Here is a 19,280-nt window from a genome sequence, read left to right on the forward strand (position 1 = left end):
CGGCCATACGGCGAGCCCACGACCATGCTGAGACGACTCTACATCCTCGCCGGTTTCGACGATCGTGACGTTGAGCGCCGCGCATCGACGCTCCAGAACAGCTATGAAGAAGGGGGCGTACGCGTCCTCGCACGTCCGTATCCTGCCAAGAATCATCTGCGCGACCAGCATCTTCGCGGTTTGATCCGTGACGCGAATGACATCATATTCGGGGTCGATGGCGCGACGAACTTCTGCCGCAAGCTCGATCAGCGCTGCTCGCGTCAACCACCGGGTGAGGGACCGCGTGGCAAGGCATGCGAACCGCATCCTGCCGGTCCTACCGCATGCGCGAGAGCCCGGCCTCAGATGGTCGTGACCGTGTGTGCAGAACATATCGAAGCGGAGGTATTCGAAGTTCTGGGACGTGCGACGCTGATGCTGCGGTTACCCGGCCGCGTATTGCCGTCGGATGGGCAGTTGCGCGCCGCTTTTGACGATTTTGATGAGACCGTCCGAGCGGTGCTCCTTTCCTCTTCGAACAGGCCCAAGTCGCTCCACGCGCCCCTTATGCCCGATCGCAACTTCCAGAAGCTCGGAGGACATGGGATCGCCCGTGACGTTCAGGCCGATCCCGCGAAGTTCGATGAGATTGTTAGGGGATATCACGGCGATCTCTACAAGTCCGACTTCAGGAACCCGGAGAAGCGCAAGCTAAGGGGTGCCTACATGCTAGATGAGGACACCGCGTTTCAGGCCGACCGCCTACACACTAGCGTCCAGACGATCGGACAAGCCAGCCGCATGGACGCGTTCCACCTCTTCAACGCTCACCACTCGTTCGGAGCCAAGACCGACCCCGGCCTGCACTTCGATGTCATGAACAAGGATGGAGACGGTATTGGACACGTACTGCGGGACGTTCTTACCGGTATCGCCGACGGAGGTGACACCAAGCACCTCAACGCCACTCCCTGCGACCGACTGGTATGAAAACAGTGGAGTCCTTCTCGAAGGACTAAGATGAGCTTCTGAACTGTGCCTGCATGGCGTAGCCCCCGCGGAAACGCCCTATGTGTCGGAATCCCGACTACGACGCTCCACAGGACACCCACAGACGGCCCGAATCGCAATCCGAACCGACCGAACGTCCACTCTTGTATTCCCTTAGTGGTGGAACAAGCCCCGAAAGTCAATAAGTCGGGAGGATTCTAATTTTCGGAAGGAAACCGGACTCTCGCCACTTGAATCTGAGAATGCGGTCGACCCCGATCGCCACCACTGAAGCGGGTCGGGTTCATCGTTGCTCACCTCCAAGACCTGCTCGCAACGGATATGCACATCGCCCCAAGAGCCCTGTGCGCCATGTGGCCGCCCCTTCAGTCATCGTCACCACATTGGGGGTACCATGTCGTGAACCCATAACATGTAAGTGTCGGGCAGCCTTGAGTGCGCGACGCAGGGGGCCTTGCGGGTGAAGGAGGACGGGGATGATCGGCCTTTGGGCCCGATGGAGGACGTGAGATGAAACCCAAGGTCAGGATCGAAGCAACGCGCGGATACCCGCATCTGGTTACTCTGGGAGTGGGGCGGAACATCCGCTGGGCGATCGACGTCGCCAATTCGCTGGTCGCCGCCGATGACCGCCGGGCGCATGCCTTCCATGCGCCCGGAGCGATCTCCGCCGACGGACGGCTGACCGACACCGGTCGACGCGTGATCATCGATGCGCTCGCACGGAAGGCGCCTACCTCCAAGTCGACGATGTGCATGGTATGGGCGCCCGACGACTGCACCTACTTCATGCCGGACGGGACCACCGTGGACGGTCGCACGCCGCCCGAGGGCGAGCCGATCTATCCGGAGGAGTACGAAGCCGTGGCCGCCGCCATCCGCGACGTCCGTTACATCGTGCTGCCGGACGATTGCGATGTCCCGTACGTCTGCATCCGGCGTATCGATGCCGACCACGTCGAGGTCGCTTCGGGTGCGCGGATGATCCTCGGCCACTTCGACGAGCTTCCCTTCGAGGGACCCGGCAGCGAACTGCGCCGACATCTGGATGCCTCCGGCTCGCTCGTGCTGCCGGACACGTTCCGGGGAACGCGCCCGACCGGCGTAGGTGGGGACGCCACGATGCTCGGACCGGTGCAGCCTGACGGGGGCACCGTGACGATCGTGCTGCCTTGGCCGCAGAAGGTGTTCGAAGCGTGCGAGACGATCGCCGGCCGGCGACTTCCGGCAGAGATGCTGCAGGCGGCATGGCGCGCCGTGGATCCGCCCGAAAAGGGCATGATGCTGGTCGGCGCGCTGGAGGCGGCCTGAAACCATTCCAGGATTTGGTCGCCGGCAAGACCAAGAAATCGGCAGTTCTCGGCAGTCGATAGCCGAGTACTGCAACGATCGACGGGTCGATTTGATGGCCCTGAAGATGCTCGGCCCATCGTCCGAAAACCTTCGAGAACGAGGTAGAGATAGGGAGGTGCAGGAAGTCGACGGGAACGATTTGGCAAGGGAAAATCAGCAATGACATCGGAATGCGTATCCCGATCAAGACCATCGCCTCCGCCGCCGCGGGTGCGGTCGTGAGCTATCATTTCTCGGCCGCTCTCGACCTGTTCGGTGGGAAAGAACACATCAATGCATTGATGGATTGGCTTCCCGGCGCTTTCTTAACTTTCATCGCCATGAAGTGGGTGCTGGCGATTTCAACCTTCGTCTTGGGAATGATATTTGCAGACTGGATGATCCGGCGAACGGTCAAGAGCGAGACCAGGCCGGATTTCTTCACGGGACTCTGGTTGAATCACAAGAAGCGCATGCTGCTGCTGGGCCTCAAACACCCCAGCTTCGTGCCGTTGGACCTGCGCTACGAACTGCTCACCATGAACGCCGCGCTCATCTCTTCCGGCATCGATATGCCCGCTCTGCCGACAACGAACCCTGCCGACCCTCGCATCAGCGAGACGCGCATGTACCTTTCATCGATCGGTTCGCTTCGTCCGGGGCGACTTCCCGAGGCAAGAAGAATTGCTCTGGCGATGGTCGAGGCTTTCCCGCCGTCGAACTCCGCGCCACCGGGCATCGTGCGGAGGTTTCGCCAGAAAATCGGTGGGCTGCTTGGGCGACAATCAGGTCGTCCCTGACTTGATCTGATCAACGATGGCGGTTTTTTCAGAACCGCCACATAGTCAGAGGGACGTGGACGAAGTCGCCCGGGGGGGCTGCAGGGCTGACGACTCGATCGGCATCGGACGACGTTGACATGATGAACAGCTAGAACGCCAGGATAAGGCAGTCGTTAACGTCTACAGGCCTACCGACCCTACCGTGAGGCCGGCTCCCGTCAGTGGGACCCGAAAAGGGCTCGGGACCGACCGCCTACTCCAGACCCGTCATGGCTTTTCACGTCATGCCGGACTACGTTTGATGCATGACCACGGGCTTCATCTCATACACCCACGCCGACAGCGCCCTGAAGGACCAGTTCGTCCGGCATCTCGCCCCGCTTCGTCGCGAGGGCCTCATCGACATCTGGCACGACGGCATGCTGCGCCCGGGCGAACATCTCGATCCGACTGTGCAGGCCGCGCTGGCGGCATCCGACATCGTGATACTCCTCGTATCCTCCGACTTCATGAATTCGGAATACTGCTACGAGCAGGAGATGCTGAGGGCGTTCGAACGCCAGCGGGCCGGAACCGTCCGGGTCGTTCCCGTCATCCTGCGCCCCTGTCAGTGGAAGGGCGTCCCGATCGGCCACGGACAGACCCTTTCGGAGTTCGTGGCGCTGCCCAAGGACGGCAGGCCGGTCACTCAATGGCCGGATCTCGATGCCGCGTTCGACGATGCCGTCGGAGCGATCCGCGCCATGCTCAAGGCAGATCATGCCGCCGCCGGCACGGGCGACGGGGGAGTGAAGGCCACAGTTGTCACCCCTCCACCACGTTCGGCGGTGTCCGTCCCTTCCAACCCGCTCGGCATCCCGGTCAAGCCCACCGATCTGGACCGCGATCGTTTCCTGCGCGCCGGATTCGCTGCGACGGCAGGCCTGTTCGAGCGAAATCTGACGCAACTGAAGGCGTCCGATACTCGGATCGATACCGACTTCGAGCGCATCGACAGCCGATCGTTCGCCGCGAGCGTCTACCTCGACAGCAAGCGCGTGGGACAGATCGGCATCTGGTACGGCGGAGGAACCTTCGGGAACGCCCTCTGCCTCAGCTACGATGGCATCTCCAGTAGCCGGAACTCCATGAACGACTGGCTTCCGGTGGAGGACACTCGGGAAGGCCTGGCGTTCAGCGCCCGCAGTGCCATGTCGCACAGGCACGTGGACGGACCGCTCGATGCGGAGGGTGCCGCCGCGTACTTCTGGGACGGCTTCCTCGACCACGTCCGGGTCCGCATCGGCTGAATGTGCCGCCGCCAAGCCGGCGGTGTTGGTGATGCTGCACGACGCGAGCACCTTAGGCAGGAAGCGTCGGGGGCAATTTCAGGTGATCCGTCCGGCATGGTCTTTGTCGCCGCAGAAGATCGACAATGGCGAATACAGCGGAAACTCGTGTCAGTTAGATCGCAATTCAGCCGCGACACACGATTGCCTGATGATTGCTCGGTAATCTGACCAAGCTGGTCGCCACGCAAAACCCGCGGAAATTCGCGCTTTCTGAAGCGCTGATCAGCGCGATACGTAGAAGGCGTCCATGTCGACATGGATGATCTTGCGGGTGGGGTCCGACATTGCGTGGGGTTACAATGGGCTGACGCGAGCGGCGGCGCAAGAACAAAAGGCGAATGGATTGCCTTCGCCACTCCGGGCTTGACCCGACGTTCCGCTTCTTACCGACGCTGGAGAAGAAGAAGCGGGACCCCGGATCAAGTCCGGGGTGACGGAGTGGCCTGGTCGTGCGTCTCAGCTGTTCGTCAGGTTGAGGAACACGTCCTCGAGGTCCGCCTCGCGGGTCACCACGTCGACGATGCCGTAGCCTTGCGCGCTGACCGCCGCGAGGACTTCGCCGGCATTGGCCACATCCTTGCGATAGGTGATGGCGAGCAGGCGGTCGCCCTTGCGCTCGACCTTTTCGAAGCAGTGCGCGTCGGGCAGGTCAGTGAGGTCGCGGTCGAGGGTCAGTTCGACCGCCTTTTCCTGCGCCATGCCCAGCAGTTCGCGGGTCGGCTGGTTGGCGACGACGCGGCCATGGTTGATGATGGCGATGCGGTCGCACAGCTGCTCGGCTTCCTCGAGGTAATGGGTGGTCAGCACCACCGTCACCCCGTCGGCATTCAGTTCGCGCACATAGTCCCACAGCTGGTTGCGCAGCTGGATATCGACGCCGGCGGTCGGTTCGTCGAGGACGAGGACGGGCGGCGCATGGACCATCGCCTTCGCCACCATCAGCCGCCGCTTCATGCCGCCCGACAGCGTGCGGGCATAGGCGTTGGCCTTGTCCGCCAGATGCACCGCGCGCAGCAGGTCCATCGTGCGGCGCTTGGCCTTCGGCACGCCGTAGAGGCCGGCCTGGATTTCCAGCGTTTCGGCAGGCGTGAAGAACGGGTCGAACAGGATTTCCTGATTGACGATGCCGATCGACGCCTTCGCATTGCGCGGATGCTGGTCGATGTCGAAGCCCCAGATCGACGCGCTGCCGCTGGTCTTGTTCACGAGGCCGGCGAGGGTGTTGATGAGCGTCGACTTGCCCGCGCCATTGGGGCCGAGCAGGCCGAAGATCTGCCCACGCGGCACGTCGAACGACACGCCGTCCAAGGCGACCTTGGCAGGCGCGCCGCCCTTCCCCGCTGCATAGGTCTTGCACAGGTCGCGGATCGAGATGGCGGCTTGGGTTTCCATGGGATCGGCCGATACGCCGGTGGTGCGGCCAAGGGAAGCATCGACTTGTCGAGGACGATGGCGATTGCTATTCGCGGGGCCATGTTGCCTCCGCCCGAACTCCTCCGCGTCACCACCCCCCGCGTCGCCTGTGATGGCGGCGGCGAGATCGCCCCTGCGCTGGGCCACCCGCGCGTGTGGTTGCAGATCAACGACACGGGCTATGTCGATTGCGGTTATTGCGACCGGCGTTTCGTGCTGGTCGGTGGGCCGGCGGATGGGGCGGATCACAGCCAGTTGAAAGACCATGGGGACGGCGCGGGCCGGTAAGGCCGAACGCAGTTCGGACGACCGACCAGGCCCGCGCCCGGCCGGCGGCGGGCAAGCTCGCCCTTGCCTGCCGACCGACGACGCGGCTTTGCCGCGGCGGTGCTGCACCCGGCCGCGCCACGACACCAGCCAGGACTCCGCTTTACGACGATGCGGAGAAGAAGCGGGACCCCGGGTCAAGCCCGGGGTGACGACGAGAGGGCGCTTTCCCTCAGGAGCCGTGCGGGAAGGTCGATCCGTCCTGTATCCGCTCGTTACTTATGGCGGGCAAACAGCGCCCGCTGCGCCGGATTGATGGAGGACGGGTCCCAATCGACCTCTCGCTTGCTAACCGGAATCTCGCGATCCGCGTTGTCGTAGAACAGCGTTCCGTGAATACCCTGCGCGTCGCGCTTCAGGATGGGGCGTTTCCATAGCGGCCCGAGGACACGTCCCGCTTCCTCCTGACCCAGCCGGGCGAAAAGGTCTTCGCTCAATTCCATGTCCGTTCCACCGGGAAAGATCGCTGCGAATTCCTCGTCGGTTGCCTAGAAAATGCTGAAGGTCGCATTCAATGCGCCGTCGATGACCTGAATATTCTTCATGCAGACAGTGTGACGGATATCGGGCTGCTCGCAAGGGTGCAGCCATGCCCCCCATTCCCCCACGCCGCCGCCGCCCTATATTGGCCGGATGACCCCGACCGATCCCCGCTCGTATCTCTATTCCGGCGACCTCGACCCCGCCGCCGCCTTGCGCGCCACGCAGGCGACGCTGGCAAATGCCGAGGATGGCGAACTCTATCTCCAGTATCGCCGATCCGAAGCGTTCGGGTTCGATGACGGACGGTTGAAGACCGCATCCTACGACACCCATGCCGGGTTCGGCCTGCGCGCGGTGTCGGGGGAGACAACCGCGTTCGCCCATGCCAACGAGCTGTCCGAGGCGGCGATCCGCCGCGCAGGCGAGACGATGGCGCTGATCGATCCGGCGAAGGGGGCGAAGGCGCCGCCGCCGCGGGGCAACAACCGGCACCTCTATACCGCCGCCGATCCGCTCGACCTGATCCCGTTCGCCGACAAGGTGGCGCTGTGCCAGTCGATCGACGCCGCGGCGCGGGCGCGGGACCCGCGCGTCGTGCAGGTTTCGGCGAGCCTGCTGGGATCGTGGACGGTGGTCGAGATCGTGCGGCCCGATGGCTTTATCGCGACCGACGTGCGCCCGCTGGTGCGGCTGAACGTGTCGATCGTGGTCGAGGCAAACGGACGGCGCGAGAGCGGCAGCTTCGGGATCGGCGGGCGATACCTGTACGAGTCGCTGTTCGCGCCGGAGACGTGGAACCGGGCGATCGACGTGGCGCTGCGCCAAGCGCTGGTGAACCTGGAGGCGGTCGATGCGCCGGCGGGCGAGATGACCGTGCTGCTGGGCGCGGGCTGGCCGGGGATTTTGCTGCACGAGGCGATCGGCCATGGCCTCGAGGGCGATTTCAACCGCAAGGGCACCAGTGCCTTTTCGGGCCGGATCGGCGAGCGGGTGGCGGCACCCGGCGTGACGGTGATCGACGATGGGTCGATCGCCGACCGGCGCGGGTCGCTCAGCATCGATGACGAGGGGACGCCGACCCAGGAGAATATCCTGATCGAGGACGGCATCCTGAAAGGCTATATCCACGACCGGCTGAACGCGCGGCTGATGGGCGTCGCGCCGACCGGCAACGGGCGACGGCAGGATTTCTCGCACGCGCCGATGCCGCGCATGACCAACACCTTCATGACCGGCGGCAGGGACGATCCGGCCGAGCTGCTGTCGCGGGTGAAGAACGGCATCTTCGCGAAATCGTTCGGCGGCGGACAGGTCGACATCGTGTCGGGCAAGTTCGTATTTTCGTGCACCGAGGCGTACCGGGTCGAAAATGGCCGGATCGGCGCGCCGATCAAGGGCGCGACGCTGATCGGTGACGGGCCGGAGGTGCTGAAGCAGGTGCGGGGCATCGGCAACGACTTCGCGCTGGACGAAGGGGTCGGCATGTGCGGCAAGGCCGGGCAGTCGGTGCCCGCCGGCGTCGGGCAGCCGACATTGCTGATCGATGGCCTGACCGTCGGCGGCACCGCCTGATGCCGCTGGCCGAACTGGGGCGGTTTCCGCGCGTCGAGGCGCAGATCATCGTCGGGCGGCTGGAAAGCGAGGGCGTACCGGCGGTCGCGTTCGATGGCGAGGCAAGCATCGGTGACGGCAGCTGGCTGCTGATCCCGGTGCGGGTGATGGTCGACGAAGACGATCTGAACGCGGCGCGCGCGATCGTCGACGCGGCAGATGGCACTGCCTGAAAAACGGGCAGTTTTGACGCGCTGCACAAATTAACCGCTCGTTAAGCTGCCTACCGGGGCGATAACCCCCGGTAAATGCTGTTGCGCGTATTTGGCACGGTCGTTGCGATACTCCTTGTCGAGCAACATGCGACACGGGGGGCGACATGAAATTAGTCATCGCCATCATCAAGCCGTTCAAGCTGGATGAGGTACGCGAAGCACTGACCGAGATCGGCGTCGCCGGCATGACGGTGAGCGAAGTGAAGGGGTTCGGGCGGCAGAAGGGCCAGACCGAAATCTATCGCGGGGCCGAATACAGCACCAACATGGTGCCCAAGATCAAGATCGAGGTCGTGTGCGACAGCGACATCGCGCCCCGCGTGGTCGAAGCGGTGCAGGCCGCGGCGAACACCGGCGCGATCGGCGACGGCAAGATCTTCGTCCTCGACGTGGGCCAGGCCGTGCGCATCCGCACCGGCGAAACCGATCTGACCGCTTTGTGATGGGGGGCATCATGCAACATCCGAAGACCTTGCTGGCCGGGCTGAGCCTGGGCCTGTTCGCCGCGCTGCCGGCCTGGGCGCAGACCGCCGCCACCGCCGCGCCCGTCGCCACCGTGAACAAGGGCGACACCGCGTGGATGATGGTGTCGACCGTCCTCGTGCTGATGATGATCGTGCCGGGCTTGGCCCTGTTCTATGGCGGTTTGACCCGGACCAAGAACATGCTGTCGGTGATGACGCAGATCGGCGCGGTCGCGTCGCTCGCGATGCTGATCTGGGTGATGTACGGCTATTCGCTGGCGTTCGGCCCCGATGTCGCCAACGCCACGCTGTCGGGCTTCATCGCCAGCCCGGGCAAGGCGTTCCTGGCCGGCGTCACCGCCGCGTCACAGGCGGCGACCTTTACGCCGGGCGTCGAAATCCCCGAATATGTCTTCATCAGCTTCCAGATGACCTTTGCCGCGATCACCATCGCGCTGGTGCTGGGGTCGGTGGTCGAACGCATCAAGTTCGCCGCCGTCATGGTCTTTGCGATCGTGTGGCTGACGATCACCTATTTCCCGATCGCGCACATGGTGTGGGCGACCAGCGGCTATTTCTTCAAGGCGGGTGCGCTCGACTTTGCCGGTGGCACCGTGGTGCATATCAACGCCGGCGTGTCGTCGCTGGTGCTCGCCCTGCTGCTGGGCAAGCGGCTGGGCTTTCCGACCGAGCGCATGGCGCCGCATTCGCTGACGCTGACCATGGTCGGCACCGGGCTGCTGTGGGTGGGCTGGTTCGGGTTCAACGCGGGTTCCGCGCTGGAAGCGAACGGCACCGCCGGTCTGGCGATGATCAACACCTTCGTCGCCACCGCTTCGGCTGGCCTGTTCTGGATGCTGGCCGAGAAGTTTTCGGGGCACAAGGGGTCGGCGCTGGGCTTCTGCTCGGGCATCATCGCGGGCCTCGTCGCGGTGACGCCGGCGGCGGGCAATTCGGGCCCGTTCGGTGCGATCGTGCTGGGTGCCATCGCCTCGATCGTCTGCTTCTTTGCGGTGACCGTGCTCAAGCCAAAGCTCGGCTATGACGACTCGCTGGACGCCTTTGGCATCCACGGCGTCGGCGGGATCATCGGCGCGATCGGTACCGCGGTCGTCTGTGCCCCGTCGCTGGGTGGGCCGGGTGCGGCCGACTACGACATGGGTGCCAAGCTCGGCGTGCAGGTGTTCGCGGTGCTGGTCACCATCGTCTGGGCCTCGATCGGCACCACCATCGCATGGTTCGTCGCCAAGGCGCTGACCGGTGGCCGGGTGTCGAAGGAAGTCGAGCTGGAAGGCCTCGACCTCGGCGAGCACGGCGAGCGCGCCTATAATTACTGAGTTTCTCCTCTTCCGGGCGGCGGCCTAGTCCCCTGCCGCCCGGTCACCACTTTCCTCCTGCGGAAAACACCTGGGCCGGTGCGGCGACGCATCGGCCTTTTTTTGTGCATCGAACCGGTTGGATGTGTATCCGCTACACACCCCGTTCGTGCTGAGTAGGGGCTGAGCGCAGTCGAAGACCCGTATCGAAGCATCCGACCACTCGCGGTCCTTCGATACGCCCTTTCGACAGGCTTAATGGCTACTCAGGACGAACGGCCGACCAGACGCAGGTGCCCAATGACCCCCTATCTCGACCTGATGCAGCGCGCCTTGACCGACGGCGTTCCGACCGATGACCGTACCGGGGTCGGCACGCGCTCGGTGTTCGGGCACCAGATGCGTTTCGACCTGTCGGCCGGGTTTCCGGTGCTGACGACCAAGAAGCTGCACCTGCGATCGATCATCATCGAGCTGCTGTGGTTCCTGCGCGGCGATACCAATGTGCGGTGGTTGCAGGAACAGCGGGTCAGCATCTGGGACGAATGGGCCGACGCCAATGGCGACCTGGGCCCGGTGTACGGCAAGCAGTGGCGCGACTGGGTGGCGGCCGACGGGCGGCATATCGACCAGATCGCCGAGCTGATCGCGACGATCCGCAGCAATCCCGCATCGCGCCGCCAGATCGTGACCGCGTGGAATCCGGGCGAACTGCACGCCATGGCGCTGTCGCCCTGCCACTGCCTGTTCCAGACCTATGTCGCCAATGGCCGGCTGTCGTTGCAGCTGTACCAGCGCAGCGCCGACATCTTTCTGGGCGTGCCGTTCAACATCGCGAGCTATGCGCTGCTGACCCATATGCTGGCGCAGCAATGCGATCTGGAGGTCGGCGAGTTCATCTGGACCGGCGGCGATTGCCACCTGTACGAGAACCACCTCGATCAGGCGCGCGAGCAGTTGGGGCGGACGCCCGGCCCGCTGCCCCGGCTGGAGATTGCGCGGAAACCCGATGCGATCGATGGCTACGTCCTCGAAGACTTCGTGCTGCACGATTATGTCGCGCAGCCGCATATCAAGGCGGCGGTGGCGATATGATCGACGTGATCCTCGCGCGGGCCGATAATGGCGTGATCGGGGTCGATGGCACTCTGCCGTGGCACCTGCCCGCCGACCTGAAGCGGTTCAAGGCGCTGACCATGGGCCGGGCGATGGTGATGGGGCGCAAGACGTTCGAGAGTTTCCCCAGCCCCCTGCCCGGCCGGCGGCACATCGTGCTGACGCGCGATCGCGACTGGCAGGCAGCGGGCGCGGAGGTGGCGCATGATCCCGATGCCGCGCTGGCGCTGGCCGGGCCGGATGCCGCCGTGATCGGCGGGGCGGAGATTCTCGCCCTGCTGCTGCCCCGCATCGAGCGGGTCGAGCTGACCGAGGTCCATGCCGCGCCCACGGGCGATGCGATCGTCCCGCCCTTCACCGGCTGGGTCGAGGCGTGGCGCGAGGACCACAGTGGCGAGGGAGAACGCCCGGCGTACAGCTTCGTCACATTGCTCCGCCCCGCCCCCACCGCGTAAGGGACCGGCGGCCCCGCAACGGGTGCCGCAAGGGGGAGCGGATGCGCAGGGCGATCTGGTGGGGCGTGGCGTTGCTGGCGATCGTGGCCGCCGCCTTCTTTACGCTGGCGCCCGGCATCGTCGAGCGATCGATGAACAAGGTCGAACCGACCCCGGCACTGGCCCAGCGCATGGCCGCCAAGCCGCGCCCGGTCGAGGCCGCGCCGATCGTCGACCTGCACGCCGACACGCTGCTATGGTCGCGCGACCTGCTGAACCGGGGGACGCAGGGACAGGTCGACCTGCCGCGCCTGCAGGACGGCCATGTCGCGCTCCAGATATTCTCGTCGGTGACCAAGACGCCGCGCGGGCAGAATTACGACAGCAATGGCGACGACAGCGACAATATCACCCCGCTGGTGATCGCGCAGTTGCAGCCGGTGCGCACCTGGGGATCGCTGCTCAACCGGTCGCTGTGGCATGCGACGAAGCTGCGCCGGGCAGCGGCACAGTCGAACGGACAATTGTGGCTGATCCGGTCGGCCGCCGATCTCGATTCGCTGCTGATCGAGCGCGAGGCAAAGGCATTCCGCCTGCACGACAACCGCCCTGCCCCGGTCGGTGCGCTGCTGTCGATCGAGGGGCTGAACGGGCTGGAGGGCAGCCTCGCCAATCTCGACCGGCTGGTTCGCAGCGGGTTCCGCATGGCGGGCCTGACCCATTTCTATGACAACGAGGTCGCCGGATCGATGCACGGCCGCGCCAAGGGCGGGCTGACCCCGTTCGGGCGACAGGTGGTCGCGCGGATGGAGGACCGGGGCATGATCGTCGATGTCGCGCATCTGAGCCATGCCGGCATCGCCGACGTGCTGAAGGTCGCGCGGCGGCCGGTGGTGTCGAGCCATGGCGGGGTGCAGGCGACGTGCCGGGTCAACCGCAACCTGACCGATGCCGAGGTGCGCGGGATCGCGCGGACCGGCGGCGTCGTCGGCATCGGATATTGGGCGGGCGCGGTGTGTTCGACCGATCCGGCGGCGATCGCCAAGGCCATCGTCCATGTCCGCGCCATCGCCGGCATCGACCATGTGGCGCTGGGGTCCGATTTCGACGGGGCGGTGACGACCGGGTTCGATACCGCGTGGGTCGGACTGGTCGCCGAAGCGCTGCGACAGGCGGGACTCGGCCGGGACGAGGTGGACAAGGTGATGGGCGGCAATGCGATCCGGGTGCTGCGCGCCGGGATGCAGCCCCTTTCGCCGGCAGCCCCCGCCCGCTAAGGGGCGGCGATGCAGCGTCTGGACGGGGGCGCGGCGGTGCCCGGTCCTTTGCGCGGCGGCATCGTCGCGCTGGGCAATTTCGATGGGTTTCATGTCGGGCACCAGGCGGTGGTCGGGCGCGCGGTCGACCGCGCGCGGGCCGAGGGGCGGCCGGCGATCGTCGCGACGTTCGACCCGCATCCCCGCCGCTATTTCCAGCCGGGCCTGCCGCCGCTGCGCCTGACCAGCCTCGACCAGCGCGAGCGGCTGTTCGCCGCCGCCGGGGCCGATGCGATGCTGGTATTCCGCTTTGACGCGGCGCTGGCCGGGCTGTCGGCGGCGGATTTCGCGGCCGAGCGACTGGTCGGGCTGATGGGGGTCGGCGGAGTCGTGACCGGCACCGACTTCACCTTTGGCAAGGCGCGCAGCGGCGATGTGGCGACGCTGCGCGCGCTGGGCGAGGCCCATGGCTTCACCGCTGAGACGGTGGCCCCGGTCGGCGACGGACAGGCGGTGGTGTCGTCGTCGCGCATCCGCGATGCGCTGCGCGACGGCCGCCCGCGTAAGGCGACGGCGCTGATGACCCGGCCGTTCGCGGTCGAGGGCGTGGTGGAACATGGCGCGAAGCTCGGCCGGCAGCTGGGCTATCCGACCGCGAACCTGTCGATGGGCGGCTATCTGCGCCCGGCCTACGGCATCTATGCGGTGACCGGGCGGCTGCCCGACGGGCGGATGCTGCAGGGGGCCGCGAATCTGGGCATCCGGCCGACGATCGAAGGGGAGCCGGTCGAGCTGCTCGAACCCTATTTCTTTGATTTCGACGGCGATCTGTACGGGCAGGTGATCGAGGTCGCGCTGATCGAGTTTCTGCGCGGCGAGGCGAAGTTCGAGTCGCTGGATGCGCTGAAGGTGCAGATGGCGGCGGATTGTGAGCGCGCGCGGGCTATCCTGGCCTGCTGAATCTACGGCCAAAGTTCACGAAGTTCACACTCGCCACGGTTTGCGCGCGGTGCGATTGCCGGGTGTGGCAGACGCCGCTTGAGCGGCCGGCCTACGCTGCGGCGACGATGGGGGCTGAACGGTGCAAAGAGCGCGGCGATCCTGCGCTTGCCCGCCGGTGTAGGAAAGCGGTTTGCGTGCGCGCCCGCATCGGCTAATCGCGGGCATTCCTATGACCGACACGCCCGAACCGACGCGCGACTGGCGCGACACCGTCTTCCTGCCGAAGACCGACTTCCCGATGAAGGCCGGCCTTGCCGCCAAGGAACCCGCGATCCTCGATCGCTGGGCGAAGATGGGGCTGTACGATCGCCTCCGCGCCGAGCGGCAGGGTCGCGAGCGCTTCTTGCTGCACGATGGCCCGCCCTACGCCAATGGCGACATCCATATGGGCCATGCGATGAACAAGGTGCTGAAGGACATCGTCGTCCGCACCCAGTCGCTTATGGGCAAGGATGCGCCGTACATCCCGGGGTGGGACTGTCACGGCCTGCCGATCGAATGGAAGATCGAGGAAGCGTACCGCGCCAAGAAGCGCAACAAGGACGAGGTGCCCCCGGCGGAGTTCCGCGCCGAATGCCGCGCCTATGCCGCCAAATGGGTCGACGTGCAGAAGGGCCAGTTCCAGCGGCTGGGCATCCTGGGCGACTGGGAAGACCCGTACCTCACCATGAAGTTCGACGCCGAGGCGACCATCGCCGAGGAACTGTTGAAGTTCGCCATGTCTGGGCAGCTCTATCGCGGGGCCAAGCCGGTGATGTGGTCGCCGGTCGAAAAGACCGCGCTGGCCGAGGCCGAGGTCGAATATGAGGATGTCGTGTCGACGCAGATCGACGTGGCGTTCGAGATCGTCGACGCGCCCAGTGATTCTTCGTTCGGCCGTTGGCTAAGTGGCGCACCCACATATGCCGTAATTTGGACAACGACGCCTTGGACGATTCCGGTCAATCAGGCGCTCGCGTTCGGATCTGATATTCAATATCAAGTCGTTAGCGTAGAAGGGAAGAACCTTCTGATCGCAGCGGATCGGGTAACGGACACTCTTGCCCGCATGGGTAAGTCGGCCGAAGCTTGGGGATGGGTCGGTAAGGGTTCCGACCTTGCCGGCGCGACCGCCCGCCACCCGATGCACGCGCGCGGCGGCTTTTTCGCCAAGCCGCGCCCGCTGCTGGCCGGCGATTTCGTGACGACCGATGCCGGCACCGGTCTGGTCCACATGGCCCCCGATCACGGCGAGGACGATTTCGAGCTGTGCAAGGCGAACGGCATCGAGCCGGTGTTCGCGGTGCAGGGCGATGGCCGCTATCGCGACGACTGGGCGTGGCTGGGCAGCGAAGGCAGCGTCATCAACCCGAAGTTTGTCGCGGCGGGACGTGGCGGCAAGCTGGAGGAAGGGCCGATCTGTCGCGACCTGCGCGAGGCCGGCGCGCTGCTGGCGGCGTCGGACGACTTCGCGCACAGCTATCCGCATAGCTGGCGGTCGAAGGCGAAGGTGATCTTCCGCGCCACGCCGCAGTGGTTCATCCCGATGGACCGGTCTTCTAAGCCCTCTCCCCTTCAGGGGAGAGGGCTGGGAGAGGGGCTGTCGGGCGATCCGCTGCTCTCAGTCACGCACCTCGACGGACTTCCCCTCTCCCCGGCCCTCTCCCCTGAAGGGGAGAGGGAGACGAATGGTGCGACGCTGCGCGAAATCGCGCTGGACGCGATCGAACGCACGCGGTTCGTGCCCGAAAAGGGCCGTAACCGGATCGGAGCGATGGTGTCGGGGCGGCCCGACTGGGTCATCAGCCGCCAGCGTGCGTGGGGCGTGCCGATCGCGCTGTACGTCAACCGGGCGACCGGCGACTATCTGCGCGACGACACCGTCAACGACCGCATCCTGACCGCGTTTCGTGAGGGCGGGGCCGATGCGTGGTATGCGGCGGATCATCAGGCGCTGCTGGGGCCGGATTACGACCTCGCCGACTATGAGGTCGTGACCGACATTCTCGACGTGTGGTTCGATTCGGGCTGCACCCATGTCTTCACCATCGAGAAAAGGTTCGGGGCGGGCACCCGCGCCGACCTGTATCTCGAAGGGTCGGACCAGCATCGTGGCTGGTTCCAGTCGTCGCTGCTGGAGAGCAGCGGCACGCGGGGCCACGCACCGTACAAGGCGGTGCTGACCCACGGCTTTGCGCTGGACGGCAATGGCCGGAAAATGTCGAAGTCGCTCGGCAATGTCGTCGATCCGTTGAAGGTGATCGGCGAATCGGGCGCGGACATCCTCCGCCTCTGGGTCGCGCAGACTGATTATTTCGAGGATGTGCGGATCGGCAAGGAAGTGCTGGCCGGCACCGGCGATGCGTATCGCAAGCTGCGCAACACCTTCCGCTATCTGCTGGGCGCGCTCGACGGGTATAGCGAGGACGAGCGGGTGCCGGTCGAGGCAATGCCGGGGCTGGAGCGCTATGTCCTGCATCTGCTGGGGACGCTCGACACCGAGTTGCGCTCGGCGGCGGAAGCGTTCGAGTTCAATCGCTATGCCCGCGCGCTGACCGATTTCGCGAACGAGGATCTGTCGGCGTTCTTCTTCGATATCCGCAAGGATTCGCTCTACTGCGACGCCGCCGACGACCTGCGGCGGCGGGCGTATCGCACGGTGCTGGACACGCTGTTCCACGCGCTGGTCCGCTATGCCGCGCCGATCCTGGCGTTCACCGCCGAGGAAGTGTGGCAGGCGCGGTTCCCGAGCGAGGACACGTCGGTCCACCTGCTCGAATGGCCCGAACTGCCGCAGCTGCCCGCCGACCAGCCGCTGGGCACCGCCTGGGCCGAAGTGCGCGTGCTGCGCCAGCAGGTCACCGAGGCGATCGAGCCGCTGCGCCGGGCCAAGACAGTGCGATCGAGCCTGGAGGCCGAGGTGACGGTACCGTCGCTGCCGCTGCCGGCGGACGAATTGGCCGAGCTGTTCATCGTCGCGAAGGTGACGGAGGCTGATGGCCCGATCACGGTGACGCGGACGGAGGCGGCCAAGTGCGGGCGCTGCTGGCGGCATCTGCCCGACGTGGCAACCGATGGCGACCTGTGCGGTCGCTGTGCGGAGGTGGTGGCATGAGCGTGCGCAAGGTCGCGGTCGTGGTCGCGCTGGTCGTGCTGATCGTCGATCAGTTCGTCAAATATTGGGTCACCGGGCCGATGGGGATCGATTATCCCGGCGCGGAGCTGAACCTGTTGCCGGTGTTCACGCTGCGCTTCGTCCAGAATTTCGGCGTGTCGCTGGGGCTGTTGCAGGCGGGCAGCGAGTTCGCGCGCTGGGCCTTGGTCGCGATGACCGCGATCATTGCCACCGGCGTGGCGGTGTGGATCCGGCGCGAGACGCAGAAGCCCGAGCTGATCGGCCTGGGGCTGGTCTTGGGCGGGGCACTCGGCAACATCATCGACCGGGTGCGCTTCGGCTATGTCGTCGACTATGCCGACTTCCATATTTTCGGCTACAGCCCGTTTCTGGTATTCAACATCGCCGATGCGGCGATTTCGATCGGTGTCGTGATCCTGCTCGTCCGCGCGCTGTTCACGCCGAAGCCGAAGCACGATGTTCCTGTGGAGAAGGCCAATGCGTAAGTTTGTCGTCATCAGCAGCCTCGGCCTGATCCTTGCCGGGTGTCAGGGCAACGCCCTGAACCGCCAGCGTCCCGACGAATTCGCCGTCGCGCGCCAGGCGCCGCTGGTGATCCCGCCCGATTATGCGCTCGTCCCCCCGAAGCCGGGCGCGCCGCGTCCGCAGGACACCGCCGCATCGACGCAGGCGATGCAGGCACTGTTCGGTGGCCCGGCACAGCGTAGCGCGACCGAGCGGCTGACGCTGGAACAGGCCGGTGGGTCGGGTGCGGCCGATGCGGGCATCCGGTCGGGCGTGGCCGATCCGGGCACCAACGTCGTCGACAAGGGTGCGACGACCCGCGACATCATCGCCGCGCCGGCAGGCGACGGGCAGGCCGCGAAGACGACTACGCCGTAACCGGGCGGGTTTTTCGGATGTGGGAAAGGCCGGTTGCCCCATGGGGTGACCGGCCTTTTTTTGTCCGCTACCCGCTCCGTTTTGCTTCGAGCCTGTCGAGAAGCGAACGGGAGGGTGAGGTATGATGCCTATTCGATCCGTTCGTCCTGAGTAGCCACTGCGCTTGTCGAAGTGGCGTATCGAAGGACCGCGCAAAGGGCAGGTACTTCGATACGGATCTTCGACAGGCTCAGCCCCTACTCAGCAAGAACGTTTCAGGAGGCTTCCGCCCCCGGATCAGAACGCCGCGGTCAGCGATACGACGACCGTGCTGGCCGCGATCGGGCTGCCGTTGGTCGTCTTGCTGAAGTTCGGCGTGATGTACGCCGCTTCGCGGTTCGAAATGTCGGTGTCGACATAGGCGACGCCCAGCGTCAGGTTCTTGTAGGTGAAGTCGGTGCCGAGCGACCAGTCCCAATAGCTGCCGGTCGGCGACAGGCTGGTGCCGTTCGGCCCCAGGCCCGGATTGCCGTCCGAATAGCCGATATGCGCCTTCAGCGTCAGCGGGGTGTTCGGCACCGCGCCGACCGCATCGCCCGACAGGTAGATATTGTCGTCGCGCTTGCCGCTGCCGACGACCAGCGGCGTCGCCGAGGCGAAGGCGCGGCTGAGCGAGGTCTGCTTGGGCGCGTAGAAGGCACCGGCGGTCAGCGTGGCGGGACCGGCGGTGCCCGACAGCTTGCCATAGAATTCGACGACATCGGTTTCGTCCGCGCCGCCCGGATAGGTGTACCAGGTAACGCCGGCATCGACCGTCGCGGTGCCGAACGTCTTCTTGTACCCGGCGATCAGGTCGAGTTCGAGATTGGCGCCGCCGAACGTGCCCCAGCCGGCGAGGTTCGACCCCCAGGTGCCGATATAGACGCCGCTTTCATGGGCGATGGTGATGCCGCCCTGTACGGCGACGTTCTTGTCCGATTGCGACACGCCGCGGAAGCGATAGTCGGAGGTGACGCTGGCGCTGCCGCTGATGGTGACGGGCGGCGGGGGTGCGGTGTCCTGCGCAAAGGCGGGCACGGCGGTGGTGGCGGCGAGGATCGCGGCCGGGAGGAAGGTCGAGAATCGCATCGTAAACCCTTTCTGCGGTTACGTGGTGATTCTCCTGCGTTCGAGGGTCGCCGCGATTGGATGAGCCTTGTGGCTCGAGCGGTCTGGCCCTCTGCGACCGA

19 protein-coding genes are annotated in these 19,280 nt (G+C 65.5%); 16 read left to right on the forward strand and 3 right to left on the reverse strand.

What is annotated here, in order from left to right:
• Positions 1 to 24: 24 nt before the first annotated feature.
• The 4 genes from ASE58_RS12365 to ASE58_RS12380 all read left to right on the forward strand — a co-directional run bounded on the left by ASE58_RS12365 (position 25) and on the right by ASE58_RS12380 (position 4,396).
• Positions 25 to 972, forward strand: a complete 948-nt coding sequence (locus tag ASE58_RS12365) for a hypothetical protein (protein WP_156347725.1) — start codon at positions 25 to 27, stop codon at positions 970 to 972.
• 531 nt (positions 973 to 1,503) lie between these two features.
• The gene (locus ASE58_RS12370) at positions 1,504 to 2,304 is read left to right on the forward strand and encodes a hypothetical protein (RefSeq protein ID WP_156347726.1); all 801 of its coding nucleotides are present in this window, start codon (positions 1,504 to 1,506) and stop codon (positions 2,302 to 2,304) included.
• 212 nt (positions 2,305 to 2,516) lie between these two features.
• Positions 2,517 to 3,125 carry a hypothetical protein gene (locus ASE58_RS12375; RefSeq protein ID WP_055821739.1) on the forward strand — a complete coding sequence of 203 codons (609 nt, stop codon included), beginning with the start codon at positions 2,517 to 2,519 and terminating at the stop codon, positions 3,123 to 3,125.
• Positions 3,126 to 3,412: 287 nt separating this feature from the next.
• Positions 3,413 to 4,396, forward strand: a complete 984-nt coding sequence (locus ASE58_RS12380; protein WP_055821742.1) for a toll/interleukin-1 receptor domain-containing protein — start codon at positions 3,413 to 3,415, stop codon at positions 4,394 to 4,396.
• 498 nt (positions 4,397 to 4,894) lie between these two features.
• On the opposite strand, the gene ASE58_RS12385 is transcribed toward ASE58_RS12380, so the two are convergent.
• The gene (locus ASE58_RS12385) at positions 4,895 to 5,830 is read right to left on the reverse strand and encodes an ABC transporter ATP-binding protein (RefSeq protein ID WP_055821745.1); all 936 of its coding nucleotides are present in this window, start codon (positions 5,828 to 5,830) and stop codon (positions 4,895 to 4,897) included.
• An 81-nt stretch (positions 5,831 to 5,911) separates the two neighbouring features.
• On the opposite strand from ASE58_RS12385, the gene ASE58_RS12390 reads away from it, so the two are divergent.
• Positions 5,912 to 6,139: a zinc-finger domain-containing protein gene (locus ASE58_RS12390; protein WP_055821748.1), complete on the forward strand. Its 228-nt coding sequence runs from the start codon at positions 5,912 to 5,914 to the stop codon at positions 6,137 to 6,139.
• Between the two features lie 254 nt (positions 6,140 to 6,393).
• Here the strand turns inward: ASE58_RS12390 and ASE58_RS12395 are convergent, their stop codons facing one another.
• Positions 6,394 to 6,621 (reverse strand): hypothetical protein, encoded by a 228-nt coding sequence (locus ASE58_RS12395; RefSeq protein ID WP_200909358.1) that lies wholly within the window; start codon positions 6,619 to 6,621, stop codon positions 6,394 to 6,396.
• A 190-nt stretch (positions 6,622 to 6,811) separates the two neighbouring features.
• On the opposite strand from ASE58_RS12395, the gene tldD reads away from it, so the two are divergent.
• From tldD to ASE58_RS12450, 11 genes are all read left to right on the forward strand, one after another.
• Positions 6,812 to 8,233, forward strand: coding sequence for a metalloprotease TldD (gene tldD / locus ASE58_RS12400; RefSeq protein WP_055821757.1), 1,422 nt, complete (start codon positions 6,812 to 6,814; stop codon positions 8,231 to 8,233).
• Positions 8,233 to 8,445 (forward strand): putative signal transducing protein, encoded by a 213-nt coding sequence (locus ASE58_RS12405; protein WP_055821760.1) that lies wholly within the window; start codon positions 8,233 to 8,235, stop codon positions 8,443 to 8,445. Before tldD ends, ASE58_RS12405 begins: the two co-directional genes overlap by 1 nt.
• Positions 8,446 to 8,591: 146 nt before the next feature.
• Complete coding sequence (locus tag ASE58_RS12410; protein ID WP_055757464.1) at positions 8,592 to 8,930, forward strand: P-II family nitrogen regulator; 339 nt, start codon at positions 8,592 to 8,594, stop codon at positions 8,928 to 8,930.
• An 11-nt stretch (positions 8,931 to 8,941) separates the two neighbouring features.
• Complete coding sequence (locus tag ASE58_RS12415; protein WP_055822395.1) at positions 8,942 to 10,288, forward strand: ammonium transporter; 1,347 nt, start codon at positions 8,942 to 8,944, stop codon at positions 10,286 to 10,288.
• 279 nt (positions 10,289 to 10,567) lie between these two features.
• On the forward strand, positions 10,568 to 11,362 hold the full coding sequence (locus tag ASE58_RS12420) for a thymidylate synthase (RefSeq protein WP_055821764.1): 795 nt from the start codon (positions 10,568 to 10,570) through the stop codon (positions 11,360 to 11,362).
• Positions 11,359 to 11,838: a dihydrofolate reductase gene (locus tag ASE58_RS12425; protein WP_055821766.1), complete on the forward strand. Its 480-nt coding sequence runs from the start codon at positions 11,359 to 11,361 to the stop codon at positions 11,836 to 11,838. The genes ASE58_RS12420 and ASE58_RS12425 overlap by 4 nt, the downstream gene beginning before the upstream one ends.
• Positions 11,839 to 11,879: 41 nt before the next feature.
• A complete protein-coding gene (locus ASE58_RS12430) occupies positions 11,880 to 13,094 on the forward strand; it encodes a dipeptidase (protein WP_055821769.1) in 1,215 nt (404 codons plus the stop codon).
• Positions 13,095 to 13,103: 9 nt separating this feature from the next.
• Entirely contained in the window at positions 13,104 to 14,033 is a 930-nt protein-coding gene (locus ASE58_RS12435) for a bifunctional riboflavin kinase/FAD synthetase (RefSeq protein ID WP_055821772.1), read from the forward strand.
• Between the two features lie 211 nt (positions 14,034 to 14,244).
• The gene (ileS, locus tag ASE58_RS12440; RefSeq protein ID WP_055821775.1) at positions 14,245 to 17,169 is read left to right on the forward strand and encodes an isoleucine--tRNA ligase; all 2,925 of its coding nucleotides are present in this window, start codon (positions 14,245 to 14,247) and stop codon (positions 17,167 to 17,169) included.
• Positions 17,166 to 17,675, forward strand: coding sequence for a signal peptidase II (lspA, locus tag ASE58_RS12445; RefSeq protein WP_156347727.1), 510 nt, complete (start codon positions 17,166 to 17,168; stop codon positions 17,673 to 17,675). Before ileS ends, lspA begins: the two co-directional genes overlap by 4 nt.
• A complete protein-coding gene (locus ASE58_RS12450; RefSeq protein WP_055757451.1) occupies positions 17,668 to 18,072 on the forward strand; it encodes a DUF3035 domain-containing protein in 405 nt (134 codons plus the stop codon). Before lspA ends, ASE58_RS12450 begins: the two co-directional genes overlap by 8 nt.
• Positions 18,073 to 18,348: 276 nt before the next feature.
• Here ASE58_RS12450 and ASE58_RS12455 read toward each other — a convergent pair whose 3' ends face one another.
• Entirely contained in the window at positions 18,349 to 19,179 is an 831-nt protein-coding gene (locus tag ASE58_RS12455; RefSeq protein WP_055757449.1) for a TorF family putative porin, read from the reverse strand.
• Between the last annotated feature and the right edge of the window lie 101 nt (positions 19,180 to 19,280).

It is taken from the genome of Sphingomonas sp. Leaf9 (assembly GCF_001421355.1).
Lineage (GTDB): Bacteria > Pseudomonadota > Alphaproteobacteria > Sphingomonadales > Sphingomonadaceae > Sphingomonas.

Coding starts and splice junctions, on each gene's coding strand:
- tldD (WP_055821757.1), top strand. CDS start 6,812: ATGACCCCGACCGATCCCCGCTCGTATCTCTATTCCGGCGACCTCGAC.
- ASE58_RS12435 (WP_055821772.1), top strand. CDS start 13,104: ATGCAGCGTCTGGACGGGGGCGCGGCGGTGCCCGGTCCTTTGCGCGGC.
- ASE58_RS12370 (WP_156347726.1), top strand. CDS start 1,504: ATGAAACCCAAGGTCAGGATCGAAGCAACGCGCGGATACCCGCATCTG.
- ASE58_RS12365 (WP_156347725.1), top strand. CDS start 25: ATGCTGAGACGACTCTACATCCTCGCCGGTTTCGACGATCGTGACGTT.
- ASE58_RS12405 (WP_055821760.1), top strand. CDS start 8,233: ATGCCGCTGGCCGAACTGGGGCGGTTTCCGCGCGTCGAGGCGCAGATC.
- ASE58_RS12395 (WP_200909358.1), bottom strand. CDS start 6,621: ATGGAATTGAGCGAAGACCTTTTCGCCCGGCTGGGTCAGGAGGAAGCG.
- ASE58_RS12410 (WP_055757464.1), top strand. CDS start 8,592: ATGAAATTAGTCATCGCCATCATCAAGCCGTTCAAGCTGGATGAGGTA.
- ASE58_RS12380 (WP_055821742.1), top strand. CDS start 3,413: ATGACCACGGGCTTCATCTCATACACCCACGCCGACAGCGCCCTGAAG.
- ASE58_RS12375 (WP_055821739.1), top strand. CDS start 2,517: ATGCGTATCCCGATCAAGACCATCGCCTCCGCCGCCGCGGGTGCGGTC.
- ASE58_RS12450 (WP_055757451.1), top strand. CDS start 17,668: ATGCGTAAGTTTGTCGTCATCAGCAGCCTCGGCCTGATCCTTGCCGGG.
- ASE58_RS12420 (WP_055821764.1), top strand. CDS start 10,568: ATGACCCCCTATCTCGACCTGATGCAGCGCGCCTTGACCGACGGCGTT.
- ASE58_RS12390 (WP_055821748.1), top strand. CDS start 5,912: ATGTTGCCTCCGCCCGAACTCCTCCGCGTCACCACCCCCCGCGTCGCC.
- lspA (WP_156347727.1), top strand. CDS start 17,166: ATGAGCGTGCGCAAGGTCGCGGTCGTGGTCGCGCTGGTCGTGCTGATC.
- ASE58_RS12385 (WP_055821745.1), bottom strand. CDS start 5,830: ATGGAAACCCAAGCCGCCATCTCGATCCGCGACCTGTGCAAGACCTAT.
- ASE58_RS12455 (WP_055757449.1), bottom strand. CDS start 19,179: ATGCGATTCTCGACCTTCCTCCCGGCCGCGATCCTCGCCGCCACCACC.
- ASE58_RS12430 (WP_055821769.1), top strand. CDS start 11,880: ATGCGCAGGGCGATCTGGTGGGGCGTGGCGTTGCTGGCGATCGTGGCC.
- ileS (WP_055821775.1), top strand. CDS start 14,245: ATGACCGACACGCCCGAACCGACGCGCGACTGGCGCGACACCGTCTTC.
- ASE58_RS12415 (WP_055822395.1), top strand. CDS start 8,942: ATGCAACATCCGAAGACCTTGCTGGCCGGGCTGAGCCTGGGCCTGTTC.
- ASE58_RS12425 (WP_055821766.1), top strand. CDS start 11,359: ATGATCGACGTGATCCTCGCGCGGGCCGATAATGGCGTGATCGGGGTC.